Origin of the sequence: Pseudomonas sp. BNK-7, from assembly GCF_048072025.1 — a bacterium.
GTDB lineage: Bacteria > Pseudomonadota > Gammaproteobacteria > Pseudomonadales > Pseudomonadaceae > Aquipseudomonas > Aquipseudomonas danubii.
This window is the reverse complement of the sequence record NZ_CP182252.1, coordinates 2,817,155-2,843,066: the sequence shown is the minus strand read 5'-3', so window position 1 is coordinate 2,843,066 and position 25,912 is coordinate 2,817,155. Positions and strand designations below refer to the sequence as shown.

Here is a 25,912-nt window from a genome sequence, read left to right as displayed (position 1 = left end):
GACGACCATCAGACGGTATCCACCTTCAACGAGTGATCGTTGAGCATGCCGTTGATGATGGTGGCCGTGTCCGCCCCTCCGGCAATCACCCCACCCGCCCCTGGCGTGACTCCGTAATGGCTGGCCAGGTCGACCCCTGCCAGGTCAATGGTCTGGGTCGGCGTCGCCCCTGCCACCGCGCTGACATCGATGCTGGTGACCAAGGTCGCGCCACTGCCAGTGACCTTGAAGTGCAGGTAGTCATCCAGGGAAGCGGAAGTCGCATTCTCTCCCTGTAACAACTGCGACAGGTCCAGCTTGTCGGTGCCCGGCGTAAAGTCGGTCACCACATCGTGCCCATTGTTACCCTGCAGCCACTGGAAGGTATCGCTGCCGCCGCCTCCGGTCAGGGTGTTGTTGCCCATCCCGCCGATCAGCAGGTCATCGCCACCACCGCCATTGAGCACATCGTTCCCCAGCCCGCCGGTAATGACGTTGGCGTTGCCATCGCCGGTCAAGGTGTCGTTGTAGTTGGAACCCACCAGGTTCTCGATGCCTGTCAGGGTGTCGGTGCCCGCGCCCAGGGTGTTCTGCGCCCCCACCAGGCCGAGGTTGACCGTCACTGCCGCCGTGGCATGGGCGTAACTGGCGGTATCGACACCCGCACCGCCATCCAGCAGATCATTGCCCGGCCCGCTGAACAGCAGGTCATTGCCGCTGCCACCATTCAGGGTGTTGTTGCCCGAGCCTGCGGTGAGCACATCGTTGCCATCGCCGCCATTGAGGATGTTGTTACCACTGCCCGCCACCAGCACATCGTCACCGGAAGTGCCGGTCAGGGTGTTGCCATCCTGGTAGGAGATGCTCACCGCCGCCACATCGCTGCCACCGTGACCATCACTGGCGGTGTAGGTGCCGTGGTAATCCGGGGTGACGTTCTGCGCTCCGGAGTAATTCACGGTCATGGTCAGCTGATAGTTTTCCGCTGCCGTGGTGTTGCCGCCGCTGGTGTTGGTGATGTTGACGATATGGATCTGGTAAGGCCCATCCGCCGCCGCCGTGAAGGTGCCGCCATCAGCGATCGCCGTGTAGGCTCCACCGTTAAAGGCATATTCCATGGAGACGCGGCCGGCGGCCAGATTGTGATTCAGATTCAGGGTCTCCCCCTGTTTGAGATTGACGGTGATCACGTCCTCATCGTTGGCATTGGCGTTGGTGACAGCTCCCAGGTAACCGCTGACCAGCACCACCGCGGTCATGGTCGCGGCGTTGGCATTGAACGAAGCGCGATCGATGGTGATGGCCTGGTTGGCGCCATTGTTGCCATTCCCGGCAAAACCGATGGTCTGCTGACTCGCCGCCGTGAACGCCGCGCCCTTGGCCGCCCAGCCGGTGTTGAAAGTGGTGGGCGCCGCATTCAGAGGATCACCATTGACGTCACTGTCGTTGGCCAGCAGTACATCCTCGGGAATCGCCACACTGCTGGACAGCACGTTGGTGATGATGTGGTCATCCCCGGCGACCGGTGGCGCATTGGGATTGACCTTGACCACCAGAGTCGAGCTCGCCAGATCACCGTCGTTGTCGCTCACCGTATAGCCGAAGGTCTCGGTGATTACGGAGTTTGTGACCTTTTGCGAGCTGTAGCTGAAGTCCCCGGTATCGAGGTTCACCACCAGGGTGCCGCCATTGCTGGTGGCAATGCTGATGCTGTTGTTGACGGTATTGAAGGTCCCGTTGTTGGTGGTGCCGCTGAAGGTCAGCGAGCCCTGGTTGCTGTTGCCTTTGGGGTCGTAGGTGTAGGTTCCGCCATCCACCACGATCGACTTGATGAACCCGCCGTCGGCACCAAAGCTGCCGCCATCCCCCAGCAAGCTGCCGGTGACCGGAGAGCCTTGCACCGTACCGGCCAGCACCGAATTGAGCTGGTTCAGGTCGGTGACCACCACCGCATTGGTGTTGAGGTGAGTACTGCCGTCATAGGCCAGCGGATCGAGGTTGCCATTGCTGACCCCGCTGCCCAGGCCGATCGCATAGTTCTTGATGCCATTGGCATCGAGGAAGGCTTTCCAGGCCGTCTCGTCCGCGGTGCCGATTTCCTGACCCGAGGTCGGTGCGCCGTCGGAGAAGAAGTAGCCGACATTCTGCGCGCCACTGAGCTGGCCACTGGTGACAAAGGCCAGCTTCGCCGCCGCCACCGCCGCGTCGTAGTTGGTCCCGCCTCCTGCCACCAGCGTGGCGACAATTGCCTTGGCCGTGGCCACGTCTACCCACACCGGAGTCTGGGCGGTAGCGGAGCTGCTGAAAGTGACAAGCTGGACTTTGACATCCCCCATGTCGTCGTACTTGTCGAGCAAGGCGCTGATGGCCTGCTTGGCCAGGCCCAGCCTCGTCAGCCCGGAAACACCTGAAGGATCAGCCATGCTCCCCGACACATCGATCACCAGCAGCAGGTTGGAGTCCACCTCCACCGCCGTGACCGAACGCTCGCTGGCCACTGCCTTGGGCACATCATCGACAATGCTCACCAGGATGCTGCCGGTGGTGCTGTTGCCCAGGGCATCGGTGGCCTTGTAGGTGAAGCTTTCACTCAAGGTATTGGCGCCATCGTTGGCGTTGGGGGTGGTTTTCGGCGCCGAGGTCAGGGTGTAGGTGTAGGTGCCATTGGGGTTGAGCAGAATCTGCCCGTAGCTGCCCGTGGCACTGCCCACCAGACTGAAGATGATACCTCCAGAGCCGCCGGTGACCGAGCCCACCAAGGTACCGCTGGCGGTTTCCGCGGTGGAGCCCGGATCGCTACCAGCCACGGTGCCAGCAGCCAGGTCCTGACCATCCTTATTCAGGTCCAGGGCCTTTTCATAGACAGTGACGTCCTGATCGGTCACTGCCTTGAGGCCGCTGTCAGTGACATTGATGGTCAGGGTGGTGGTGCTCTCATCACCATCTCTGTCGCGGATGGTGTAGGTGAAGACATCACTGGCCCCGGGCGGGCTCACCGAGTTCGGATTGCTGTGGTACACCGCGTTGCCGGCGGCATCCAGGGTCAGGGTGCCGTAGGTGCCGGCGATGTTGCTACCCAGCCCGCCGATGGCCGAGGTGGCGGTATTACTGCCGGCGCGCACGCCGACCACCGCGCCACCAACGGCTGCACCATCGGCGCCCAGCACATCATTGCCCAGCACACTGACATTGATGGTGGCGCCTTCCGTGCCGCTGGCCGTATCCGCCACGGCGCCGGGCAGGTCATCGACGATGTTGACGTCTATCACCCCGGACGCGGTACTGCCGTCGCCATCGGTGGCCACCACATTGAATTGTTCAGCAATGCTATTGGCGCCCAGCGCCGTTGGATGGGCTTCGTTGTCCAGCAAGGTGTAGCTGTAGCTGATGACTCCGGTGCCGGCGTTGTAGCCGGTGATGGTCAGGGTGTTGCCCAAGGCGGTGGTGATGCTTTGCGGAAAGCCCGCGGCCACACCGCCGCTGACCACATTGATACCGCCCACGGTCAGGGTTTGCAGACCGTCCAGCGCGGTCACGGTAAACGTGCCGCTCTGAGTCAACGCAGGGGTATTCGGGCTGCTGCCATCGCTGAGGTTTTTCTCATAGACCGTCAACTCGCCACCGTTGACGTTAAGGCCGTTCAAGGTCACCGGGTCGTCGTTGTTATGAATCTGCAGCACCAGGTTCGCTGTGCTCGGGTCGCCATCGGAGTCAGTGACGGTATAGGCGAAGGTTTCTGTGCCGTTGCCATTGCCGCGCAGGGCTTTGAAGTCGGCATCCGCAGTATTCAGCGTGTAGGTGTAGGAACCGTTGGCATTGAGCACCAGGGTGCCGTAGGTGCCAGTAAAGGTTCCGGCTGTCACCGGCCCGCTGGGCACTCGGTCTGCCCCTTGAGTGTCGTTGGTTAGCACGTTGCCCGTCAGGGTCAGCTGGCTTTCCGAGGCAGTAGTCGGATTGCTGTCGTTGACCGCACTAGGCAGGTCGTCCACCACATTCACGTCCAGGGTTCCGGTGGCACTGCTGCCATCCACATCCGTAGCCACCACATTGAACTGTTCGCTGAGGCCGTTGGCACCGTTGGCGCTCGGGTGGGCCTCATTGTCCAGCAGGGTGTAGCTGTAGCTGATGACTCCGGTGCCGGCGTTGTAGCCGGTGATGGTCAGGGTGTTGCCCAAGGCGGTGGTGATGCTTTGCGGGAAACCCGCCGCAACGCCGCCGCTGACCACATTGATGCCGCCCACGGTCAGGGTTTGCAGACCGTCCAGGGCCGTCACGGTAAACGTGCCGCTCTGGGTCAGGGACGGTGTATCCGGGCTGCTGCCGTCGCTGAGGTTTTTCTCATAGACCGTCAACTCGCCACCGTTGACGTTAAGGCCGTTCAAGGTCACCGGGTCGTCGTTGTTATGGATCTGCAGCACCAGGTTCGCTGTGCTCGGGTCGCCATCGGAGTCGGTGACGGTATAGGCGAAGGTTTCTGTGCCGTTGCCATTGCCGCGCAGGGCTTTGAAGTCGGCATCCGCAGTGTTCAGCGTGTAGGTGTAGGAACCGTTGGCATTGAGCACCAGGGTGCCGTAGGTGCCCGTAAAGGTTCCGGCAGTCACCGGCCCGCTGGGCACTCGGTCTGCCCCTTGAGTGTCGTTGGTTAGCACGTTGCCGGTCAGGGTCAGCTGGCTTTCCGAGGCAGTAGTCGGATTGCTGTCGTTGACCGCAGTCGGCAGGTCGTCCACCACGTTCACATCCAGGGTCCCGGTGGCATTGCTGCCATCCACATCCGTAGCCACCACATTGAACTGTTCGCTGAGGCCGTTGGCACCGTTGGCGCTCGGGTGGGCCTCATTGTCCAGCAGGGTGTAGCTGTAGCTGATGACTCCGGTTCCGGCGTTGTAGCCAGTGATGGTCAGGGTGTTGCCCAAGGCGGTGGTGATGCTTTGCGGGAAACCCGCAGCCACACCGCCACTGACCACATTGATACCGCCCACGGTCAGGGTTTGCAGACCGTCCAGCGCGGTCACGGTAAACGTGCCGCTCTGGGTCAACGCAGGGGTATCCGGGCTGCTGCCATCGCTGAGGTTTTTCTCATAGACCGTCAACTCGCCACCGTTGACGTTAAGACCGTTCAAGGTCACCGGATCGTCGTTGTTATGGATCTGCAGCACCAGGTTCGCTGTGCTCGGGTCGCCATCGGAGTCAGTGACGGTATAGGCGAAGGTTTCTGTGCCGTTGCCATTGCCGCGCAGGGCTTTGAAGTCGGCATCCGCAGTATTCAGCGTGTAGGTGTAGGAACCGTTGGCGTTGAGTACCAGGGTGCCGTAGGTGCCGGTGAACGTACCGGCAGTGACGGGTCCGGAAACCACCCGATCCGCGCCTTGTACATCGTTGGTCAACACGTTGCCGGTCAGGGTCAATTGGCTTTCCGAGGCAGTAGTCGGATTGCTGTCGTTGACCGCAGTCGGCAGGTCATCCACCACATTCACGTCCAGAGTTCCGGTGGCATTGCTGCCATCCACATCCGTAGCCACCACATTGAACTGTTCGCTGAGGCCGTTGGCACCGTTGGCGCTCGGGTGGGCCTCATTGTCCAGCAGGGTGTAGCTGTAGCTGATGACTCCGGTTCCGGCGTTGTAGCCGGTGATGGTCAGGGTGTTGCCCAAGGCGGTGGTGACGCTTTGCGGGAAGCCCGCAGCCACACCGCCGCTGACCACATTGATGCCGCCCACGGTCAGGGTTTGCAGGCCGTCCAGCGCGGTCACGGTAAACGTGCCGCTCTGGGTCAGGGACGGTGTATCCGGGCTGCTGCCATCGCTGAGGTTTTTCTCATAGACCGTCAACTCGCCACCGTTGACGTTAAGGCCGTTCAAGGTCACCGGGTCATCGTTGTTATGGATCTGCAGCACCAGGTTCGCTGTGCTGGGGTCGCCATCGGAGTCAGTGACGGTATAGGCGAAGGTTTCTGTGCCGTCGCCATTGCCGCGCAGGGCTTTGAAGTCGGCATCCGCAGTGTTCAGCGTGTAGGTGTAGGAGCCGTTGGCATTGAGCACCAGGGTGCCGTAGGTGCCGGTGAACGTACCGGCAGTGACGGGTCCGGAAACCACCCGATCCGCGCCTTGTACATCGTTGGTCAACACATTGCCGGTCAGGGTCAATTGGCTTTCCGAGGCGGTGCCCGGATTACTGTCGTTGACCGCACTAGGCAGGTCGTCCACCACGTTGACGTCCAGAGAGCCGCTGGCGGTGCTGCCGTCCACATCAGTGGCCAGCACACTGAAATGCTCGCTGAGGCTATTGACGCCATTGGCCGTCGGATGGGCATCGTTGCCATTGAGGGTATAGCTGTAGCTGACTACCCCGGTGCCTGCGTCATAACCGGTAACGGTCAAGGTGTTGCCCAGGCCGGTGGCGATGGATTGCGGAAAACCCGCCACCACTCCGCCGCTGATCACGCTGATGCCGCCCACGTTCAGGCTCTGCAGACCATCAAGGGCCGTTACAGTAAACGTGCCGCTCTGAGTCAACGCAGGGGTATCCGGGCCGCTGCCAGTGGTCAGGTTCTTCTCGTAAACGGTGAGTTCGCCACCATTGACCTCCAGGCCGTTCAAGGTCACCGAATCGTCATTGTTGTGCACCTGCAGCACCAAATTGGCCGTACTGGGGTCGCCATCGGCGTCGGTCAGGGTGTAGGTGAAGGTGTCGGTAGCATTGCCGCCCCCGCCCAGCGCGAGGAACGCAGGGTCGGTGGGATGCAAGGTATAGGTGTACGAACCATCCGCTGCCAGCACCAGGGTGCCATAGGTTCCAGTGAAGGTGCCGGCCGTGATCGGCCCGGAAGCGACCCGGTCGGCGCCCTGCACGTCGTTGCCCAGCACATTGCCAGTCAGGCTCAACAGGCTTTCCGAAGCGGTCCCGGGATTGCTGTCGTTGACCGCCGTGGGCAGGTCGTCCACCACGTTCACATCCAGTGAGGCGCTGGCACTGCTGCCATCCACGTCAGTGGCCACTACATCGAACTGCTCGCCAAGGCTATTGGCACCATTGGCGTTCGGATGGGCATCGTTGCCATTGAGGGTGTAGCTGTAGCTGACCTCTCCGCTGGCCAGGTTGAAACCGGTGATGGTCAGGGTATTGCCCAGGCCAGTGGTGACGCTTTGCGGAAAGCCCGCCGGTACGCCGCCGCTGACCACGGTGATACCGCCGACAGTCAAGGTTTGCAGGCCGTCCAGGGCGGTCACCGTGAAGGTGCCGCTCTGGGTCAGGGCCGGGGTATCCGGGCCGCTGCCGGTGGTCAGGTTCTTCTCATAGACAGTGAGCTCGCCTCCCTCGACCTCCAAGCCCCGCAGCAGCACCGGGTCGTCATTGTTGTTCACCTGCAGCACCAGGTTGGCGGTGCTGGCGTCGCCATCGGCATCAGTCAGGGTATAGGCGAAGGTTTCAGTGCCGCTGCCGCCGCCCTTGAGCGCCAGGAAGGCCGGATCGCTGGTGTTCACGCTATAGGTGTAACTACCGTCCGCCGCCAGCACCAGGGTGCCGAAGGTGCCATTGAAGGTGCCGGCAGTAACAGGTCCGGCCGCCACCCGATCAGCGCCCTGCACATCATTGGTCAGCACATTGCCGCTCAGGGTCAGTTGGCTTTCCGAGGCGGTGCCTGCGTTGTTGTCATTGACTGCCGTCGGCACATCGTCGGTGATATTGACGTCAAGGGTGTTGCTGGCCGAGTCGCCATTGCTGTCGATGGCAACCACGCTGAACTGCTCGCTCAGGCTGTTGGTGCCATCCGCCGCAGAGTGCAGATCATTGCCATTGAGGGTGTAGCTGTAGCTGACCACCCCGGTGGCCGCGTTGAAGCCGGTGATGGTCAGGGTATTGCCCAGGCCGGTGGCGATGGATTGTGGAAAAGCCGCCGCCACGCCGCCGCTGACCACATTGATGCCACCGACATTCAGACTGAACAGCCCATCCGGGGCCGAGACTGTGAAAGTGCCACTCTGGGTCAGGGCCGCCGGATTGCTTGCCGAGCCCTGCTCCAGGTTGGCTTCATTGACCGTGAGTTCACCGCCCTCCACCGCAAGCCCACTCAGGCTCACCGGGTTGTTGGGGGTTGCACCATTGATCGGCAGCAGGCCATCGATGCGCTCAGGGACAAATTCGGGGATGCCATTGAAGCCCGCTGTCGGAAAGCCGATCACCGGCTCGACCCGGCCCCCGACTTCCTCCAGCAGAACAAAGCTGTGACCGCCGCCCTCGGCACCCGGCGCGCCACCGGTACCGGTGGGGCCCGCCGCAGTGGCTTCGGCGGTTTGGGTTGGGTCATCACCGGCGGCAATGGCTTGTTGCAGTTGTTCGACATCGCTCAGTTGCGCATCGCTGGGTGCCAGCACTTGCGGGGTATCGACCTGAGTGGCCTGCTGGTCAAGCAACTGCGCCGTCAGTTGCTGGCTGCTGTCACGGCCCAGGGTCAGATCCTGGCCATTTTGCAGATGCACTGCCACCGCACCTTCGGCTCCAGTGACCAACTGCTCACCGACAAACAGCCGGTCCCCCTCCACCAGGAGACGACGGGCGCCATCCGCGCCTACCGCGTAAACCTGCCCGATCACCTTGGTCACAATGCCGATTAACGTTGCCATGTGCACTCCTCCGATGCCGAGAACAATCGGCATCCGCTTGCTAGCGGCAGCGCAGACAGCGTTAACCCGTGGTTGAACAGACCCTGTGCCTGGCCGCTCCGCCCCCATGGCGAAGCGCGCCAGTCTTGATGTCCCGCCCTCCCTTGCTACCAGTCGGACGGCTGATACCGCAGGGCGCCGGACAAAACAGCCTCATCCGTGCCTTCGGATCGCTCACCAACTACATTGTGCGAAACAGGTCAAAAGGCGAAATCGCCAAAAAAATGCCGCCATATCCTGTTCCGTACCTTCTTCCTTGTAACCACTTCCCCGCCCTGAACTACCTGAAATTTGAACGTCCCCAGAAACTTCAGGAAATGCCTCAACGCCTGAAAATTCCGGGCTTGCGATTGGAACAATGTCTTGCTTTGACAAACATGCATAAGTTTTTTTTGGCATAAAACTTATGAATTTTTTTTCTTAGCTATCCTTCTGGATGTTCTTAGCTCTGTTGTAAACAAGATGAGACGGTTAAGTCTCAATTTTTTAGTCATATTTTTGACGAAAACACTGTTTCACTGGATCAGGGAGAGACACCCATGCGCGTTTTCACCCCCCTCAGCGGTGCAATTCTTTTGGCCTCAATCTGCGTCAGCCCGGCTCAGGCCATGTCTTTGACTGAAGCCATCCAGAGCACTCTGGACAATCACCCTGAACTTCGCGCCAGCCAGAACAACCGGCTGTCTGCCGATGAGGATGTGAAGGTGGCCAAGGGTGGCTTCTATCCCAGCCTGGACCTCAATGCCGGCTACGGCCGTGGCTACAGCGACAACAGCACCACCCGCGGCTATGGGGTGGCACGCGGTACCGGCAACCACAACACCGAGACCCTGAATTACACCCAGTCGGAATTGCGCCTGCGGCAGATGCTCTTCGACGGCTTCAACACGGCCAATGAAGTGGGCCGCACCCAGTCGGTGGTCAACTCCCGGGCCTACTTCACCCGCGGCACCGCCGAAAGCCTCGCCCTGCGCACCATCGAGGTGTACCTGGAGGTGCTCAAGCGCCGTGAACTCTTGACCCTGGCCAAGAACAACCTGCAGGCCCACCTGCGGGTCAACGACCAGATCGGCCTGCGCAGCCAGCAAGGCGTGGGCAGTACCGCCGACCTCGACCAGTCCAAGGCCCGGCGTGCCCTGGCGGAGAACAACTACGACACCGCTCAGGTCGACCTGGCCGATGCCGAGGCCAACTTCTACAGCGCAGTCGGACGCTTGCCCGACGAGCTGGAAAGCCTGCCGTCGATCCGCGGCGAAATCCCGCAGAACCTCAACGACGCCAAGCAGAGCATGCTGCTGAACAACCCCTACCTGAAGTCCGCCCAGGCTGACATCCAGGCGGCGGAGAGTCAGTACGAAGTGGCCAAGTCGCCCTTCTATCCACGCTTCGACGCCGAGGCCGCAGTCAACGCCAACGACAATGTGCAGGGCGACCTGGGCCACGACAACGAATGGCGGGTCGGGGTGATCATGAACTACAACCTGTTCCGCGGCGGCAGTGACAAGGCCCGCCTGCAGTCCAACGCGCACAAGATCAACCAGGCCATGGACATCCGCAACAACGCCCTGCGCATGCTCAACGAAAACATCACCCTGGCCTGGAACGCCATGCTCAACGCCAAGAAACAGACCCCCACCGCCCGGGAATATGCGGAAACCACCACCCGGGTGCGGGCCGCTTATCAGGACCAGTTCGGCCTCGGCCAACGCACCCTGCTCGACGTTCTGGACAGTGAAAACGAGCTGTACAACGCCAACCGCCGCTACACCGAAGTGCGCTACACCGAAGAGTTCTCCATGTACCGGGTACTGGCCAACATGGGCGAACTGCTGAGCAAGGAAAAAGTCGTGGTACCGGCCGAAGCCATCGCCCAAAGCGAAGTGAAAAGCGAGGCGCGCCTGCCGGAAATGAAGTAGTCCCGTGGAGGACTCGATTTGACCAGCCTCGAACCCGGGAGCCCGCACGCCGATCCGCGTGCCAGCTTCGATGACCCGCTGTTGGACGGATTACTGATCCTGTGTCGACTCCACGGCTGCAACGTCAGCCGGGGCAGCCTCAGCGCAGGCCTGCCCCTGGACAAGCAACGCCTGAGCCTCGACCTGCTGCCCCGGGCCGCGGCCCGGGCCAGCCTTCAGGCTCGTCTGCTGCGCCGGGAACTGGGGGCGATATCCGCTCTCAACCTGCCGGTGCTGCTGATTCTCCAAGGCGGTCGTTGCGCGGTGCTCAGGCGCTGGGGCGAGGATGGCCAGGCCCTGATCCTGCCCAGCGAGGCCGAAGGTGGCGAGCAGTGGGTGAGCCGCGAGGAACTGGCCCGGGAATACAGCGGCCAGGCCCTGTTCGCCCGCCCCCGCCATGAACTTGAAGACCTGCGCAGCCCCCTGGTGCCCAGGGTCGACGCCTGGTTTCGCGACACCCTGAAGCTCTCGCGCTGGCTCTACAGCGACGCCATTCTCGCCAGCCTCCTGATCAACCTGCTGGGCCTGATGGTGCCGCTGTTCGTGATGCAGACCTACGATCGGGTGGTGCCCAACCAGGCCACCTCGACCCTCTGGGTGCTGACCCTGGGCCTGCTGCTGGGCACCGGGTTCGAGCTGGTGTTGCGGGTGGTACGGGCCCACCTGCTGGACCAGGCCGGGAAAAAGACCGACGTGATCCTCTCCGCCACCCTGTTCGAACGCATCACCGGCATGAACATGAAGGCCCGACCAGCCACCATCGGCGGCTTTGCCCAAAGCATCCACGACTTCCAGGGCCTGCGGGAGTTTCTGACGGCCGTGACCCTGACCAGCCTGATCGACCTGCCCTTCGCCCTGCTGATGCTGGTGGTGATCGGCCTGCTCGGGGGCTGGCTGGTGGTGATCCCGATACTCGCGTTCCCCATCACCATCGTCTTCGCCATGCTGATCCAGGTGCGCCTGCGGGACACCGTGCAAAAAAGCCTGGCCCTGGGTGCCGAACGTCAGGCGCTGTTGATCGAGACCCTCGGCGGCCTGGAAACCCTCAAGGCCTGCAGTGCCGAAAGCGAACGCCAGCACAAGTGGGAAAGCACCCACGGCGCCCTGACCCGCCTCGACAGCCACGCCCGCAACCTCTCGGCCCTGGCCACCAACGGCACCCTGTTCATTCAGCAGTTGTCCGGCATGGCCACCATCGTCGCCGGGGTCTACAGCATCATCGCCGGCAACCTCAGCGTCGGCGCCCTGGTGGCCACCTATATGCTCGGAAGTCGGGTCCTGGCGCCATTGGGACAGATCGCCGGGCTGATCACCCGCTACCAACAGGCGCAGTTGACCATGCGCAGCACCGACGCCTTGATGGCCCTGCCCCAGGAACGCGATGCCCGTCAGCGGCCTCTGGAGCGCACCCAGTTGCACGGCGCCCTGGAAGTCAGCCGAGTGAGCTTTCGCTACCCCGGGCAAAGCACCCCGGCGCTGAACACCATCAGTTTCAGCCTCAAGCCCGGAGAGCGGGTCGGCATCATCGGCCGCAGCGGCTCGGGGAAAAGTACCCTGGCTCGGTTGCTGATGGGTTTTCTCACCCCGGAAGAAGGCCAATTGCTGCTGGACGGCCTGGACCTGCGGCAACTGGACGTGGCCGACCTGCGTCAGCAGATCGGCTACGTCGCCCATGACCTGCCGCTGCTGGCCGGCAGCCTGCGGGACAACCTGACCCTGGGCGCGCGCTACATCAGCGATGCCCGAATGCTCGAAGTCGCCGAGCTCACCGGGGTCACCGAACTGGCCCGCGCCCACCCCCAAGGCTTCGACCGACCGGTGGGTGAACGTGGGCAACTGCTGTCCGGCGGCCAGCGCCAAGCGGTGCTGCTGGCCCGGGCCCTGCTGCTGGACCCGCCGATCCTGCTGCTGGACGAACCCACCAGTGCCATGGACAACAGCAGCGAAGACGCACTGCGTCAGCGCCTGCATGCCAAGGTCCAGGGCAAGACTCTGCTGCTGGTGACCCACCGCACTTCGATGCTCAGCCTGGTGGACCGCCTGGTGGTTCTGGACGAAGGACGGATCGTCGCCGACGGACCGAAAGACGCGGTTATCGATGCACTGCGCAAGGGCCGTGTTGGCTCTGCAGCCGTCTAGGAGTGCCGAGCATGTCTACACCATCGTCACCCCGCAGTTACCTGGGCAGTTTTCGCCGAAGCGCGGAAAGCGAATTCATGCCGGAAACCGCAGAAGCCTCGTTGCAAGACTCGCCCCGCAGATCACGGTTGACGGTCTGGATCGCCGCCGCGCTGATCCTCTGCGCACTGGTATGGGCCAGGTTCGCGGTGCTCCAGGAAGTCACCACGGGCGAAGGCAAGGCCATTCCTTCGAGCAAGATCCAGGTGATCCAGAACCTGGAAGGTGGCATTGTCACCGAGATTTTCGTCCGCGAGGGGCAGATGGTGGACAAGGGCCAGACCCTGCTGCGCCTGGATGACACGCGCTTTCGCTCGAACAAGGGCGAGAGCGAGGCGGATCGCTTCGCCTTGATGGCCCAGGTCGAGCGTCTGTCCGCCGAAGCCGAAGGCAAGCCCTTCACCCCATCCGCCGAAGTGCTGAGCAAGGCGCCGCAAGTGGCGGAAGACGAACGCTCGCTTTACGACCAGCGCCAACGGCGCCTGGCCAGCGAGCAGCGCACCCTCAGCGAACAGTTGCGGCAGAAGACCCAGGAACTGGCGGAATTTCGCTCCAAGCAGGGGCAATACAGCTCCAGCCTGGCCCTGCTCAATCAAGAGATGAACATGTCGGCCCCCCTGGTGGGCACTGGCGCCGTGTCACCGGTGGAAATCCTGCGGCTCAAGCGCAGCGCGGTAGAGATTCGCGGCTCCCTGGACGCCACCACCCTGGCCATTCCACGGGCCGAATCGGCCATCAACGAGATCAAGAGCAAGATCGATGAATCGGTGCAGACCTTCCGCTCCGATGCCGCCAAGGAACTCAACGAGAAACGCACTGACCTGTCGAAGATCACCGCGTCGGGGATCGCCATCGATGACCGGGTCAACCGCACCACGGTGGTATCGCCCGTGCACGGCGTGATCAAGCTGCTCAGGGTCAACACCATCGGCGGCGTAGTCCAGCCCGGCAGCGACCTGGTGGAAATCGTACCCATGGAAGACAACCTGCTGATTGAGGCCAAGGTCCGGCCTCAGGACGTGGCGTTCCTGCACCCCGGACAGAAAGCCATGGTCAAGTTCAGCGCCTATGACTACACCATCTACGGCGGCCTGAGCGCCAAGCTGGAGTTGATCGGCGCCGACACCGTCACCGACGACAAGGGCAACAGCTTCTATCTGATCCAGGTACGCACCGACAAGAACCACCTGGGGGGCGACGCCAATCCACTGCTGATCATCCCCGGCATGGTGGCCACGGTGGACATCATCACCGGCGAGAAAAGCGTGCTGGACTACCTGCTCAAGCCCGTGCTCAAGGCCCGCACCGAAGCCATGCGCGAACGCTGACTGCCGGCTACGTAGGAGCCGGCTGGCCGGCGAAGAGGCCCTCTGACTTTGCCGCAGACTTGAGAGTGCTTTCACGGGCAAGCCCGCACCTGAAGGCAAGACGTCAGGGTTTGGCGCCGTGGTTGCGTTGGTAGGTGTCTTCGCCCATCGCCGCGATCTGCCCTTCGATCAGGGCCTCGAAGGGGCGCAGCAAGGGCTCGAAGGAGGCCGGCGCCTCCAGTACCTGCAACGCCTGGACAATGGCTTCCAGGGTCGACAGCGCACCCGGTCCCGGGGCTTTGCGCAGGCGATAGCGCGAGGGCGTCGCGGCGGCCAGGGTCACTCGCGGCAAGGCCGCCAGCAGCGGATTGAGGTGCAACAGCTTACGGGCCTTGCGCCAGGTACCGTCGGGCACCACGAGCAGCAGCGGTTCATCGGTCTCGGCATAGGCCTGCAGCGGCTGGGCATCGTCCGCCGGGAACAGCAGGCAGGCCCGGTATCCGGGTTGAGCGAGCAGCGTCGGCAAATCCTCGAACACCTCACCCACCCGCAACTGCGCATTGTGCAGCCCCAGGGCCGCCAGCCGCGCCGTGTTCAAGGCGTGGTTGACCTCACTGGGATGCTGCAGCAGCAACACCCGGGTGCGGCTGGGCAAATCCGGGATCAGCGGGCACAGACAATGGCCTGTGGGACGCAGGCAACGCTCGCAGCGTGCTCGGGACATGGGAATTCCTTATGACTGGTTGAGCTGGGCCTTGAGCAGATCGCGAAAGGTCTGGATCAGGGGTTCACGGCCCCGGCCACGACGCATGATCAGGGAGAACGGCGCCTGGTAGCCGAACGTTGCCGGCAGCAGCACCCGCAGGTCGCCCTTGTCGGCCCAGGCCTGGGCATAGTGTTCCGGCAGGTAGCCGATGTAGGCGCCGGACAGCACCAGGATCAACTGCGCCTCCATGCTTTCGACAGTCGCCGCGCTGTGCTTGAAGCCGTGCCGGGCCAGTTCCGCCTGGCTCCAGTAGCCACGGCCGACCATGCGCTGCTGGGTGATGACCTGCTCGGGGATGCGCCGCTCGCTGTACAGCGGATGCCGGTTGCTGCAGTACAGCCAGTGCTGCTCGCGGTACAGCGGCATGTACACCAGGCCGCTCATGCGCGTGGAAAAGGCGCCGATGGCCAGGTCCAGGCGGTTGTCCTGGACCCCCAGTTGCAGTTCGTGGGGGCTCATCACCGACAGGTGCAAATGCACCGCCGGATGCTCCTGGCTATAGGCGCCGATGGCCTCGGCGAACGGCAGGGCCTTGTCGCTGACGGTGGAATCGATCACCCCCAGGTTCAGGGTGCCGCGCAACTCGCCCTTGAGGGCCGCGGCGTACTGTTCGAAGCCCTCCAGCTCCCCCAGCAGACGCAAGGTCTCCTGGTGGAACAGCTCACCCTTGCTGGTCAGGCTGAACCCGCCACGGCCACGGTGGCAGAGCACCAGCCCGAGGGCGCCTTCGAGCTGGCTCATGTAGGTGCTGATGGCCGACGTCGAGAGATTGAGTTCGTGCTGGGCATTGGCGAACCCCTGATGGCGCACCACGCTGACGAAGATGCGCAATAGTTTCAGATCAGGTAAAGCGTTGGCCATGACAGGCTCCGATAACAGGCAAAACGACCACTTCCCTGTAACAAGTGCGCGTGCTCGTGCCGCGCGATGAAGCAGACCCGATGCCATCCATGCCCACGTTCAATCGCCCCCGTCACCCGGATAACGCTGCTTGCACCAGCAGAAGGGGGCAGGCTGCCACGCTTCGCAGGGCGTTGGCAGCAGCGCGAGAGTCTAGCGCGGCCCTGGCCATTAGTTTAGAAAAATCTGAACTAAGTATTTGTCCGTAGCGATTCTTTCCCCGAACTACATTTCGCAGAATCGGCCCAATCGGTTGAACGGGCGATACCTGCTGCGCCCTCAGCCCCATAAATATAAAACAACGATGAGGCCTATCCCGTGGACAAGATTCTCCACCAACCACTGGGCGGCAACGAAATGCCGCGCTTCGGCGGCATCGCCACCATGATGCGTCTTCCCCATCTGCAATCCGCCGCCGGCCTGGACGCTGCGTTCGTCGGCGTGCCTCTGGACATCGGCACCTCGCTGCGCGCCGGCACCCGTTTCGGCCCGCGGGAAATCCGCGCCGAGTCGGTGATGATCCGCCCTTACAACATGGCCACCGGTGCCGCTCCGTTCGACTCGCTGTCGGTGGCCGACATCGGCGACGTGGCAATCAACACCTTCAACCTGCTGGACGCGGTGCGCATCATCGAAGAAGCCTATGACGGCATCCTCGAACACAACGTGATTCCCCTGACCCTGGGCGGCGACCACACCATCACCCTGCCGATCCTGCGGGCCATCCACAAGAAACACGGCAAGGTCGGGCTGGTGCACATCGATGCCCACGCGGACGTCAACGACCACATGTTCGGCGAGAAGATCGCCCACGGCACCACCTTCCGCCGCGCCGTGGAAGAAGGCCTGCTGGACTGCGACCGCGTGGTGCAGATCGGCCTGCGCGCCCAGGGCTATACCGCCGAAGACTTCAACTGGAGCCGCAAGCAGGGCTTCCGTGTGGTCCAGGCCGAAGAGTGCTGGCACAAATCCCTGGAACCGCTGATGGCCGAAGTCCGTGAAAAGGTCGGCAACGGTCCGGTGTACCTGAGTTTCGACATCGACGGCATCGACCCGGCCTGGGCTCCAGGCACCGGCACCCCGGAAATCGGCGGTTTGACCACCATCCAGGCCATCGAGATCGTCCGTGGCTGCCAGGGCCTGGACCTGGTGGGCTGCGACCTGGTGGAGGTTTCGCCGCCTTACGACACCACCGGCAACACCTCGCTGCTGGGTGCCAACCTGCTGTACGAAATGCTCTGCGTACTGCCCGGCGTGGCCCACCGCTGAGTCTCGGCCCTGGGAGGGCTGGTGCCGCGCTCAAGCACGAGCGCGGCCATGGAACCGTCATGCAAAGGAGCGCAACACCTTAGCCAACGTGGTCGGAGCAGATCATGAATAACAATAAAGAAAACAGCCTTAACGACATGAACAACGGGGACGCCCAGATTCCCGCCCCTCGACGCAGCACCCTGTACGACCTCTCTCGAAACAGGCCCCCCTTGGCCTGAACTGCCCCAGCAACCGCAGCTCTTCCGGAAGACCGGCCTCCACTGGTCAACGGGGTGACCGTCCGCATCGGCGGGTGGCAACAACAATAACAACTTGCTTGTGAGGACCCGAACATGGGCTTGGATATTCTCGTAGTACTGATTTATGCCGCCGGCATGATCACCCTGGGCTGGTACGGCATGCGCCGGGCCAAGACCCGTGATGACTATCTGGTAGCCGGCCGCAACCTCGGGCCGGGCTTCTACCTGGGTACCATGGCGGCCACCGTACTGGGCGGCGCCTCGACCATCGGCACCGTACGCCTGGGCTACGTCCACGGCATTTCCGGCTTCTGGCTTTGCGGCGCCATCGGCCTGGGCATCGTCGGACTCAGCCTGTTTCTGGCCAAACCCTTGCTGAAACTGAAGATCTACACCGTCACCCAAGTGCTGGAGCGCCGCTACAACCCCGCGGCACGCCACGCCAGCGGACTGATCATGCTGGTCTACGCACTGATGATCGGCGCCACCTCCACCATTGCCATTGGGACAGTGATGCAGGTGCTGTTCGGCTTGCCATTCTGGGTATCGATCCTGGTGGGCGGCGGTGTGGTGGTGCTCTACTCGACCATCGGCGGCATGTGGTCGCTGACCCTGACCGACATCGTGCAGTTCCTGATCATGACCATCGGCCTGGTGTTCCTGCTGATGCCGCTGTCCATCGTCGACGCCGGCGGCTGGGACAGCCTGGTGGCCAAGTTGCCCGCCAGCTACTTCGACTTCACCGCCATCGGCTGGGACACCATCCTCACCTACTTCCTGATCTACTTCTTCGGCATCTTCATCGGTCAGGACATCTGGCAACGAGTGTTCACCGCCCGCAGCGAAGGAGTAGCCAAGATTGCAGGGACCGCGGCCGGCATCTATTGCGTGCTGTACGGCCTGGCCGGCGCGCTGATCGGCATGGCCGCCAAGGTGCTGCTGCCGGATCTGGACAACGTCAACAATGCCTTCGCCAGCATCGTCCAGACCAGCCTGCCCAACGGCGTTCGCGGCCTGGTGATTGCCGCGGCTCTGGCAGCCCTGATGTCCACCGCCAGCGCCGGCCTGCTGGCGGCCTCCACCACCGTGACCCAGGACCTGTTGCCGCGGCTGCGCGGTGGCCGTGAAAGTGGCAATGGCGACGTGCACGAAAACCGCATCGCGACGTTGCTGCTGGGCGTTGTGGTGCTGGGTATCGCCCTGGTAGTGAGCGACGTGATCAGTGCCCTGACCCTGGCCTACAACCTTTTGGTGGGCGGCATGCTGATTCCGCTGATCGGCGCCATCTACTGGAAACGCGCCACCACGGCCGGGGCCATCACCAGCATGTCTCTGGGCTTCATGACCGCGCTGTTCTTCATGTTCAAGGACGGCCTGGACGCCAACACACCGATTTACTACAGCCTGGCCGTGGGCCTGGTGAGTTTCGTGGTGGTGAGCCTGGTCTCCCGGCGCTCGGTGCCTCTGGCCAATGCGATCTGACCTGAAGTCAGACGCCTGAAGTTTTCTTCGACGGGTGCGGCGTCGGTGGCCGCACCCGTTTTTTTCGTCCACGAAAAAGTGCCACAACGCCGGATGACGCTCGCTTCAGCCCGATCCAGGAAGCCGCCCACTGGACGAGCGGTCACCACCGCCGGAAAAAACCTCTGCTGTAATCTGATTCAGCGACGACTGTTACTGAACAGTACAAGGATCGCTGGCAGCCTCAGGGCACGCTATCGCTTCACCCTTGGACGGGGTCATAAAACAATCAGAACCTCTCCCCTGCCCCGAGGTGTTTATGGACCGTTTCGACATCCAGCCAAGCATCCGCGTTGATCCAGACCTTGATCTGTACCGGATCAACTCCATCAGCGAACTCAGCCAGGTGATCCTGGAAAAGACCCGCGCCGACGCTGCCCGTCCCGCCTGACCTGCTCGCTCCTCGGGAGTAACGCGATGAAACGGGCCGAAGCACGCGTGGCCGTACACCTGCTCATCCGTCGGGGGCTGGATGAACGCACCGACTTCGATGACCAAAGCGCTCTGCAAGCACTCGGACTCGACCGGGAGGATATCGAAGCGCTGCTCTGGCGCCTGGAGGACAGGTTCGATCTCTGCATCTCCCCACGGGAAGAACAGCGAGCGCTCTGGCGCCTGGAAAAGGTCGACGACCTGGTGCAATGGTTGCTGGAAAAGTCCCGGCAAAATCAGGATTGACCCGATTGCCTCGGGTGGATGGCCGAGCGACTGCCGGCCAGAAAACCCTGGCGAGAGCCGGAGTCTGCACTCCGCTCTCGCCCTGAGCTCAACGACGACGTTGCTGACGGCGCCGCAGTTCTTCGTCGGTAGGCATCGGCACCGGTTGCAGCGGTGGCTCGATCAGGCCCAGTGCGACACCAAGGTCGTGCAGCCAGCTTTGCAGTTTGTCTTTCATAGTGCCCCCTCAGGGTCGTGCCGAGCGGCGATACTGCGCCGCCTCAAGCAGATAATAGTCCTAACTTTTCCCGCGCGCTGCCTCGCAATAGCAATGAACTGTTACTGGATTGAAGCGAATCGGCCAAGGCTATTCAGCCATTGGCCCGCAGCGCCTGTGGCGCCTGCCCGGCAGTCTCCTGGGCAGCGGCTTATAGAAAGCGCTTGATCCGCCGACGCAGCCATTGCTCGGCGCTGACAAAGGTGATGCCCAGCAGCACCAGCAGCGCCCCCAGCACAAAGTTGAGGCTCAAGGGTTCACCCAGCAACAGCACGCCGAAGGTCACGCCAAACATCGGTGTCATGAACGAAAACACCGCCAGGTTCGCCGCCAGATAGCGACGCAGCAGCCAGAACCAGGTCAGGTAGCTGAAGAACGACACCACCAGCCCCTGGAACAACACACTGGCCACGGCCACCGGGGTCAGGCTGACCTGGGTCACCTGGCCGCTGAGCACCGCAATCAGCAGCAGGCCGACGAACCCAACGATCAACTGATAGAACAGGGTCAGTGTGGCTGGCGCTTCCGACAATCGCGAGGCGCGTACCACCACCGTGGTCGCGCCCCAGGCCAGCCCCGCCAGTAATCCCAATACATCCCCCAGGAGCATGCGCCGATCCAGATTGTCCAGGGAGATTCCACCGGCAAAGGCGATGCTGATGCCAATGAAAGCAAGGATGATCCCCAACCATTGCAACGGCCGCAGCCGCTCACTGGGCAGCAACCAATTGACCCCAAGGGCAGTGAAGATCGGGGCGGTGTAGAGGAACACCGACATATGCGCGGCGCTCGTCAGCTTCAGCCCCTCGGCAATGAACAGAAACTCCAGGCCGAACAGGGCGCCGGCCAGTAAACCGCCTCGCCAGGTACTGGAGACCTGGGACCAGCCCCCTTTCCAGCACATCAGCAGGGCCACCAGCAGCGCCGAAATCCCGGAACGAGCAGCCGCCTGCATCACCGGGGCAATATCCGCCGCCGCCCATTTGATCATCACCTGCTGCACGCCCCAGATCAGGCACAACCCCAGCATCACCTGCAGGGCAAATCCATCGGCGTTGCGCCGCTCGATGCTCACCGCAGTCCCTCAGATTGATTCATCGACATGACAGCTACCCGCTGTGGAAAAGACAACGCCCCCAGGCGCCGCGCCCAGCCGTCGTGCTGCAAGACCGGCCGCACCAGGAAAGACAAGCAACACGAGACATAGAAGAGGTGGGGCTTTAAGCACATCCACCCCAGAGCGAAACAAGTATCAGCTTAGCTCGATACGATCTGCGTGAATGACAATCTGGCCCTGTTTATAGAGCGCGCCGATGGCCTTCTTGAAGTTGCCTTTGCTGACCCCGAACAAACTGCTGATCAAGGCCGGATCGCTCTTGTCGCTGACCGCCAGAGAGCCATTGTTTTCGCGCAACTTGGCGAGGATCTTCGAGTTCAGGCTGGTGGCCGCTTCTTCACCCACCGGTTGCAGGCTCAGGCTGATCTTGCCATCGGCCCGCACTTCCTTGATGAACCCCTTCTCTTGCATGCCGGAGCGCAGGAACTTGAACACTTCGTTCTTGTGAATCAGGCCCCAGTGCTTGTTGTTGATGATCGCCTTGAAGCCCATGTCGGTGGATTCAGCCACCAACAGGTCGACTTCCTGACCAACCTTGTAGTTAGCCGGAGTCTTGTCCAGGTAGCGGTCCAGGCGAGCCGTGGCCGTGATACGACGGGTGTGCTTGTCCAGATAGACATGCACCACGCAGTACTCGCCGGCATTCATCTGGCGCTTCTCTTCCGAGTAGGGCAGCAGCAGGTCCTTGGGCAATCCCCAATCCAGGAATACCCCGATACTGTTAACTTCGACGACTTTAAGGCTGGCAAACTCGCCAACTTGAACTTTCGGCTTTTCGGTAGTTGCGATTAACTTGTCGGCACTGTCCAGATAAACAAAAACATTCAACCAGTCTTCATCTTCACTGGGAATATCCTTGGGAATATAACGATTGGGCAGCAATATTTCGCCGTCCGCCCCTCCGTCCAGATACAAACCAAAGTTAGTGTGTTTAACCACTTGCAAACTGTTGTAGCGCCCGACTAAAGCCATTTCCAATACCCTCATTGCGTGGGCGGCATTCTACCTGTTTTCCACGCCCAGGTTGGCGCTCCTGAGTCCCGGACCGGAAAAATCCGTGAAGAGCCTTGGTTTTTCTAGCATCACTGGCGCTCAAGCGGCCATTCGTCAGGCCAACAGCGACCTGCCGGGTAAGGGCAAACAGCCACCAGGCCGCATTTTCAGTAACAGGTCTTTATTTAAAACAGCCACTTAGGAAGATGTCAGCAAGATCAACTTAAGGAAAAAGCTCAAAAAACGACCCTCTGTTTCAGAGGATATTTACCAAGCAATTGTCAAGTATTTCTGATAAGATGCCTGGCCAAATTAATTTTCCCAAAAGGTTAAATGGCCGCCATGCGAGTAAAAGCCTCCAACAGCAAAGCAAAACCAGCTCCCGCCGTTGAAACCAGCGAATCGATCAACGAACAAATCGCGGCCTTCCTGAAATCGGGCGGCGAAATCCAGCAAATTGCCAAAGGCGTCAGCGGCCAGACTTTCGGCCCATCCAAGCAGATCAGCCTCGGCAAGAAGTAATTCCCCCGCATTATCCTGGTCCCTTAGCGCTTTGCCCTCAAAGCGCTAGGACTGGCACCCTTCTCTCCTCCCCCTAGTACTAAAAGTCGACCAACGGCCCTTATCCGCTGTTCCTGGCCGCTATCCTTGCAGCTCTCTGGATCAATAGTTTCAGCCAACTCCCAGTTCATCACTGTCGGCCTTCCGCCCTGCGACTGAACGGCCGGCAGCCTTCCGGGTTCAGATGCAGGAACCCGAACTCGCAAGGACTCGAACATGGCGCGCCAGTGGCCCCTGCTTATCTCGTTGCTGATCCTCAGCCTGCTGCTCGGCGCCTGCAGCCGAGTCGGCCTGGCCTATCGCAACCTGGATGTAATCATCCCCTGGACCCTCAACGACTACCTGGACATGAACAGCGAGCAGAAAAGCTGGTTCAACCAGCGTCTGCAGCAGCACCTGAGCTGGCATTGCAGCACCCAGTTGCCCGGCTATCTGGACTGGCTCGATCGCCTGCAATTGATGGTGCAGAGCAATCAGGTCAGTGATCAGGACCTGCAAGCACGAACCCGGGAAGCCAAGCAGGCCATCGCCGAGACTGTAAGACAGATCACCCCTTCCGCTGTAGAACTGCTCCAGGACCTGGACGACGGGCAAGTCAACGAGATGAACAACGCCTTCGCCAAGGACCAGCAAGAACACCGCAAGAAGTACCTCACGCCATCATTGGCGCAACAGATCCAGCAGCGCAGTCAGCGCATGAGCAAGCGCCTGAATGCCTGGCTTGGCCCCCTGACCCCCAGCCAGCAACAACGAATCGAGCAATGGTCTGCCTCCCTGGGAGAGCAGAACCAGCAGTGGATCGCCAATCGCGTCCATTGGCAGACGCAATTCAGCGCCGCGGTGGCGCAACGCCGAGACAGCGATTTCCCACAGCGCATCGAGCAATTGCTGATCAACCGCGAGAGTTTATGGACGGACGACTACCGCCAGGCCTACGCCCACACCGAACAGGCCGCACGCAGCCTGTTGGTTGACTTGATGGCCGCCAGCAGCGTGGACCAACGCCAGCACCTGCTGAAGAAAATCGACGGTGTACGCAAGGACTTCGCCGCCCTGAAATGCCTGCAGAACGCGAGCCAGGGCTAGCATCGCGAAACTAGGCGATCTGCGCCTTGGAGGCCACCTCATCAAAGGTATCCGCAGCCAGGGCATCAGCCTGTTCATCCAGCACCTGACGCGGGTGATCGTTGCCCGGAATACTGCTGTCGATCAGACACAGCAGGCTTGAGCCACGAGGCGTCAGTACAAAGTTCTCGCCGTTGCCGCCCTCTTCCTCGGGCCTGGTTTCAATAAAGCCCCGGTCCAGCAGCAACTTTTCGTACTGGGTGGCGGTGACTTTCAGCTCATCCAGATTGCCGGTGGGCTCACCCTCCGCCTCCTTGGCCGCCGCATGCTGCTCTGCGTAGGGGCGAGGCGTGAAACTGTGGCCGGCGCCGTTCTGCACTTCGTGCAGCAGTCGTTCAATCAGATCCCAGTTATATGTGGTCATTGCGGTTCAACCTCCAGACATGAGAATGAAATGCCGTTCATAGGTTGTGACCGACCGGGTTTTCAGCCGTTCAGGAAATACGCCGCGCCAGCCTGACCCCTGATCGGAAAACCGCTGGGCAGCTTGTCGATCCAGCCCTGCGCCAAACGACTAGCGTCTGTAAGACCCATGCCCCCTGCCTTGAGGAGAAACGCCATGAGCACTACCGATCACCCCGTGGTCTCCCGGGAACAATGGCTGCTCGCACGCAAGCAGCACCTGATCCATGAAAAGGCCTTGACCCGCCAGCGCGACCAGCTCAGTGCCGAGCGACGGGCGCTGCCCTGGGTCAAGATCGACAAGCCCTACCGCTTTCAAGGCCCCGACGGAGCACTGAGCCTGGCGCAACTGTTCGGCGAGCGTAGCCAGTTGCTGGTCTACCACTTCATGTTCGGCGCCGGCTGGGAAGAAGGCTGCAAGGGCTGCTCCTTTCTTGCGGACCACTTCGACGGCGCCAACCTGCACCTGGCCCATCACGACGTAACGCTGGTGGCTGTCTCCCACGCGCCCTATACCCAATTCCAGGACTTCCGTCGACGCATGGGCTGGCGCTTCGACTGGTATTCCAGCGCCGGTGACGACTTCAACCAGGACTTCGGTGTCAGCCTCAGCGCCCAGCAGCTAGCCGCGGGCACCGCGACCTACAACTATGAACAGGCCAGTGGCGATGAAGCCGAGTTACCCGGCCTGAGCCTGTTCTATCGCAACGACCAGGGTGAGATTTTTCACACCTACTCCACCTATGCCCGCGGACTGGACCTGCTGGTGGGAGCCTATAACTTCCTCGATCTGACGCCCAAAGGGCGCAATGAAGAGCAGATCATGGACTGGGTCCGCCTCCATGACCGCTACGAACAGACACCCGAAGGCAAGGGAAGCCGCCCTTGCTGTGGTGACGCTTGAACCGGCAAGCCGGCTACGGGGCGTTTGTAGGAGCCGGCTGCCGGCGAATCGTACCGACAGGCGATTGGCTCTCACAAACGGCACAAATCTGCGGCAGACTGCAACGTCCGCCCCACAGCGAACTAATCTGCAAACATGAGCGCCGCCTACCACAGCCTCCACGAATACACCCTGCGCATGAGCCGGGTGCTGGAGCATATCGACCAACACCTGGACCAGCCCCTGGAGCTGGCAGATCTGGCGCGGGTGGCGCATTTCTCGCCCTACCACTTCCACCGCCTGTTCAGCGCCTGGGTCGGAGAGCCCCTCGGGGCCTACCTGCGGCGTCGGCGCCTGGCCTGTGGGGCTTATCTGATGGCCAGCCGCCCAGAAGCCTCAATCCTGGAAATCGCCATGGATGTCGGCTTCGGCTCCGGCGAAGCCTTCTCCCGGGCCTTCAAGCAACACTTCTCGGTCTCACCCAGCACCTGGCGCGACACCGAACCCAAACGCTGGCACCGCCGCCTCGACGACATCCGAGAACGGCGCCTGCGTGAATTGAGCAATCCTGATCAGACCCACATCCCGGCCTTCGACGATCCTGACGCCTTCATTCATCTGAAGGAAACCAGCATGAACGTCACCCTGCAGCAACTGCCCGCCACCCGCGTGGCCTACCTGCGCTACATCGGCGCCTACGGGCCCGGCATCGGCCTGTTCTGGCGCGAAACCGCCATGCCCTGGATGCTCGAACACCAGCTGTTCAACCACGTGCGCTACGGCATCGGCCACGACGACCCGGACCTCACCCCCGCCGACAAATGCCGCTACGACGCCTGCGTCGAAGTGCCCAAGGACTTCAAGGCCAGCGCCCCCGCCGTCGTCACCACCCTGCCCGGCGGCCTCTACGCCGTGGCCCACTACCGCGGCCTGGGCCCGGCGATCGCCGACGCCTGGATCGAACTGTGCCGCGACTGGCTACCCAAGAGCGGTCTGCAGTTCGACCCACGCCCGGCCTTCGAGCGCTACCCGGCGGATGCGTATTACGACCTCAAGACGGGAGAGCTGGAGTGTGAGATCTGCATTCCGGTGAAGAAGCTGTAACCCCAAAAGCACGTTG

Annotated in this window: 18 protein-coding genes; 11 read left to right on the top strand and 7 right to left on the bottom strand. The window is 61.8% G+C overall.

Features of this window, described 5'->3' with window-relative positions; all coding sequences use genetic code 11:
* Nucleotides 1-8: 8 nt before the first annotated feature.
* On the bottom strand, nt 9-8,600 hold the full coding sequence (locus ACMGF8_RS13205; RefSeq protein WP_416759878.1) for a retention module-containing protein: 8,592 nt from the start codon (nt 8,598-8,600) through the stop codon (nt 9-11).
* A gap of 578 nt (nt 8,601-9,178) precedes the next feature.
* Between ACMGF8_RS13205 and ACMGF8_RS13200 the strand changes: the two genes are divergently transcribed.
* Genes ACMGF8_RS13200 through ACMGF8_RS13190 form a run of 3 tightly spaced genes read left to right on the top strand, consistent with a single transcriptional unit; the run spans nt 9,179 to nt 14,100 of the window.
* On the top strand, nt 9,179-10,555 hold the full coding sequence (locus ACMGF8_RS13200; protein ID WP_102861704.1) for a TolC family outer membrane protein: 1,377 nt from the start codon (nt 9,179-9,181) through the stop codon (nt 10,553-10,555).
* Between the two features lie 18 nt (nt 10,556-10,573).
* Nucleotides 10,574-12,733, top strand: a complete 2,160-nt coding sequence (locus tag ACMGF8_RS13195; RefSeq protein ID WP_102861703.1) for a type I secretion system permease/ATPase — start codon at nt 10,574-10,576, stop codon at nt 12,731-12,733.
* A gap of 11 nt (nt 12,734-12,744) precedes the next feature.
* Complete coding sequence (locus ACMGF8_RS13190) at nt 12,745-14,100, top strand: HlyD family type I secretion periplasmic adaptor subunit (protein ID WP_207167250.1); 1,356 nt, start codon at nt 12,745-12,747, stop codon at nt 14,098-14,100.
* A gap of 103 nt (nt 14,101-14,203) precedes the next feature.
* Here ACMGF8_RS13190 and ACMGF8_RS13185 read toward each other — a convergent pair whose 3' ends face one another.
* Nucleotides 14,204-14,803, bottom strand: a complete 600-nt coding sequence (locus ACMGF8_RS13185) for a tRNA-uridine aminocarboxypropyltransferase (RefSeq protein WP_102861701.1) — start codon at nt 14,801-14,803, stop codon at nt 14,204-14,206.
* Nucleotides 14,804-14,812: 9 nt separating this feature from the next.
* Nucleotides 14,813-15,706 carry a LysR family transcriptional regulator gene (locus ACMGF8_RS13180; RefSeq protein WP_102861700.1) on the bottom strand — a complete coding sequence of 298 codons (894 nt, stop codon included), beginning with the start codon at nt 15,704-15,706 and terminating at the stop codon, nt 14,813-14,815.
* A gap of 357 nt (nt 15,707-16,063) precedes the next feature.
* On the opposite strand from ACMGF8_RS13180, the gene speB reads away from it, so the two are divergent.
* From speB to ACMGF8_RS13160, 4 genes are all read left to right on the top strand, one after another.
* Complete coding sequence (gene speB / locus ACMGF8_RS13175; protein WP_011059912.1) at nt 16,064-17,014, top strand: agmatinase; 951 nt, start codon at nt 16,064-16,066, stop codon at nt 17,012-17,014.
* A 335-nt stretch (nt 17,015-17,349) separates the two neighbouring features.
* Nucleotides 17,350-18,738: a sodium:solute symporter gene (locus tag ACMGF8_RS13170; RefSeq protein ID WP_115581844.1), complete on the top strand. Its 1,389-nt coding sequence runs from the start codon at nt 17,350-17,352 to the stop codon at nt 18,736-18,738.
* Nucleotides 18,739-19,036: 298 nt separating this feature from the next.
* Nucleotides 19,037-19,168: a hypothetical protein gene (locus ACMGF8_RS13165; protein ID WP_258009097.1), complete on the top strand. Its 132-nt coding sequence runs from the start codon at nt 19,037-19,039 to the stop codon at nt 19,166-19,168.
* Nucleotides 19,169-19,194: 26 nt separating this feature from the next.
* Complete coding sequence (locus tag ACMGF8_RS13160) at nt 19,195-19,455, top strand: hypothetical protein (protein ID WP_110595135.1); 261 nt, start codon at nt 19,195-19,197, stop codon at nt 19,453-19,455.
* Nucleotides 19,456-19,543: 88 nt separating this feature from the next.
* Here the strand turns inward: ACMGF8_RS13160 and ACMGF8_RS13155 are convergent, their stop codons facing one another.
* The 3 genes from ACMGF8_RS13155 to ACMGF8_RS13145 all read right to left on the bottom strand — a co-directional run bounded on the left by ACMGF8_RS13155 (nt 19,544) and on the right by ACMGF8_RS13145 (nt 21,800).
* Nucleotides 19,544-19,672 (bottom strand): PA1414 family protein, encoded by a 129-nt coding sequence (locus ACMGF8_RS13155; RefSeq protein ID WP_416759873.1) that lies wholly within the window; start codon nt 19,670-19,672, stop codon nt 19,544-19,546.
* 190 nt (nt 19,673-19,862) lie between these two features.
* Nucleotides 19,863-20,786, bottom strand: a complete 924-nt coding sequence (locus ACMGF8_RS13150) for a DMT family transporter (protein ID WP_102878814.1) — start codon at nt 20,784-20,786, stop codon at nt 19,863-19,865.
* A gap of 177 nt (nt 20,787-20,963) precedes the next feature.
* Nucleotides 20,964-21,800, bottom strand: coding sequence for a S1 RNA-binding domain-containing protein (locus ACMGF8_RS13145; RefSeq protein WP_060838083.1), 837 nt, complete (start codon nt 21,798-21,800; stop codon nt 20,964-20,966).
* A 354-nt stretch (nt 21,801-22,154) separates the two neighbouring features.
* On the opposite strand from ACMGF8_RS13145, the gene ACMGF8_RS13140 reads away from it, so the two are divergent.
* A complete protein-coding gene (locus tag ACMGF8_RS13140; RefSeq protein WP_016962619.1) occupies nt 22,155-22,343 on the top strand; it encodes a hypothetical protein in 189 nt (62 codons plus the stop codon).
* Between the two features lie 255 nt (nt 22,344-22,598).
* Nucleotides 22,599-23,468: a DUF6279 family lipoprotein gene (locus tag ACMGF8_RS13135; protein ID WP_102861696.1), complete on the top strand. Its 870-nt coding sequence runs from the start codon at nt 22,599-22,601 to the stop codon at nt 23,466-23,468.
* A 10-nt stretch (nt 23,469-23,478) separates the two neighbouring features.
* On the opposite strand, the gene ACMGF8_RS13130 is transcribed toward ACMGF8_RS13135, so the two are convergent.
* On the bottom strand, nt 23,479-23,871 hold the full coding sequence (locus ACMGF8_RS13130; RefSeq protein ID WP_102861695.1) for a transcriptional regulator: 393 nt from the start codon (nt 23,869-23,871) through the stop codon (nt 23,479-23,481).
* Nucleotides 23,872-24,066: 195 nt separating this feature from the next.
* Between ACMGF8_RS13130 and ACMGF8_RS13125 the strand changes: the two genes are divergently transcribed.
* Both ACMGF8_RS13125 and ACMGF8_RS13120 read left to right on the top strand, forming a co-directional pair.
* Nucleotides 24,067-24,813, top strand: coding sequence for a DUF899 domain-containing protein (locus ACMGF8_RS13125; protein ID WP_102861694.1), 747 nt, complete (start codon nt 24,067-24,069; stop codon nt 24,811-24,813).
* A 135-nt stretch (nt 24,814-24,948) separates the two neighbouring features.
* A complete protein-coding gene (locus tag ACMGF8_RS13120) occupies nt 24,949-25,896 on the top strand; it encodes an AraC family transcriptional regulator (protein WP_102861693.1) in 948 nt (315 codons plus the stop codon).
* The last annotated feature ends 16 nt before the right edge of the window (nt 25,897-25,912 follow it).

Coding starts and splice junctions, on each gene's coding strand:
- ACMGF8_RS13145 (WP_060838083.1), bottom strand. CDS start 21,800: ATGGCTTTAGTCGGGCGCTACAACAGTTTGCAAGTGGTTAAACACACT.
- ACMGF8_RS13180 (WP_102861700.1), bottom strand. CDS start 15,706: ATGGCCAACGCTTTACCTGATCTGAAACTATTGCGCATCTTCGTCAGC.
- ACMGF8_RS13135 (WP_102861696.1), top strand. CDS start 22,599: ATGGCGCGCCAGTGGCCCCTGCTTATCTCGTTGCTGATCCTCAGCCTG.
- ACMGF8_RS13200 (WP_102861704.1), top strand. CDS start 9,179: ATGCGCGTTTTCACCCCCCTCAGCGGTGCAATTCTTTTGGCCTCAATC.
- ACMGF8_RS13120 (WP_102861693.1), top strand. CDS start 24,949: ATGAGCGCCGCCTACCACAGCCTCCACGAATACACCCTGCGCATGAGC.
- ACMGF8_RS13125 (WP_102861694.1), top strand. CDS start 24,067: ATGAGCACTACCGATCACCCCGTGGTCTCCCGGGAACAATGGCTGCTC.
- ACMGF8_RS13130 (WP_102861695.1), bottom strand. CDS start 23,871: ATGACCACATATAACTGGGATCTGATTGAACGACTGCTGCACGAAGTG.
- ACMGF8_RS13160 (WP_110595135.1), top strand. CDS start 19,195: ATGAAACGGGCCGAAGCACGCGTGGCCGTACACCTGCTCATCCGTCGG.
- ACMGF8_RS13185 (WP_102861701.1), bottom strand. CDS start 14,803: ATGTCCCGAGCACGCTGCGAGCGTTGCCTGCGTCCCACAGGCCATTGT.
- ACMGF8_RS13140 (WP_016962619.1), top strand. CDS start 22,155: ATGGCCGCCATGCGAGTAAAAGCCTCCAACAGCAAAGCAAAACCAGCT.
- ACMGF8_RS13205 (WP_416759878.1), bottom strand. CDS start 8,600: ATGGCAACGTTAATCGGCATTGTGACCAAGGTGATCGGGCAGGTTTAC.
- ACMGF8_RS13155 (WP_416759873.1), bottom strand. CDS start 19,672: ATGAAAGACAAACTGCAAAGCTGGCTGCACGACCTTGGTGTCGCACTG.
- ACMGF8_RS13170 (WP_115581844.1), top strand. CDS start 17,350: ATGGGCTTGGATATTCTCGTAGTACTGATTTATGCCGCCGGCATGATC.
- ACMGF8_RS13190 (WP_207167250.1), top strand. CDS start 12,745: ATGTCTACACCATCGTCACCCCGCAGTTACCTGGGCAGTTTTCGCCGA.
- ACMGF8_RS13165 (WP_258009097.1), top strand. CDS start 19,037: ATGGACCGTTTCGACATCCAGCCAAGCATCCGCGTTGATCCAGACCTT.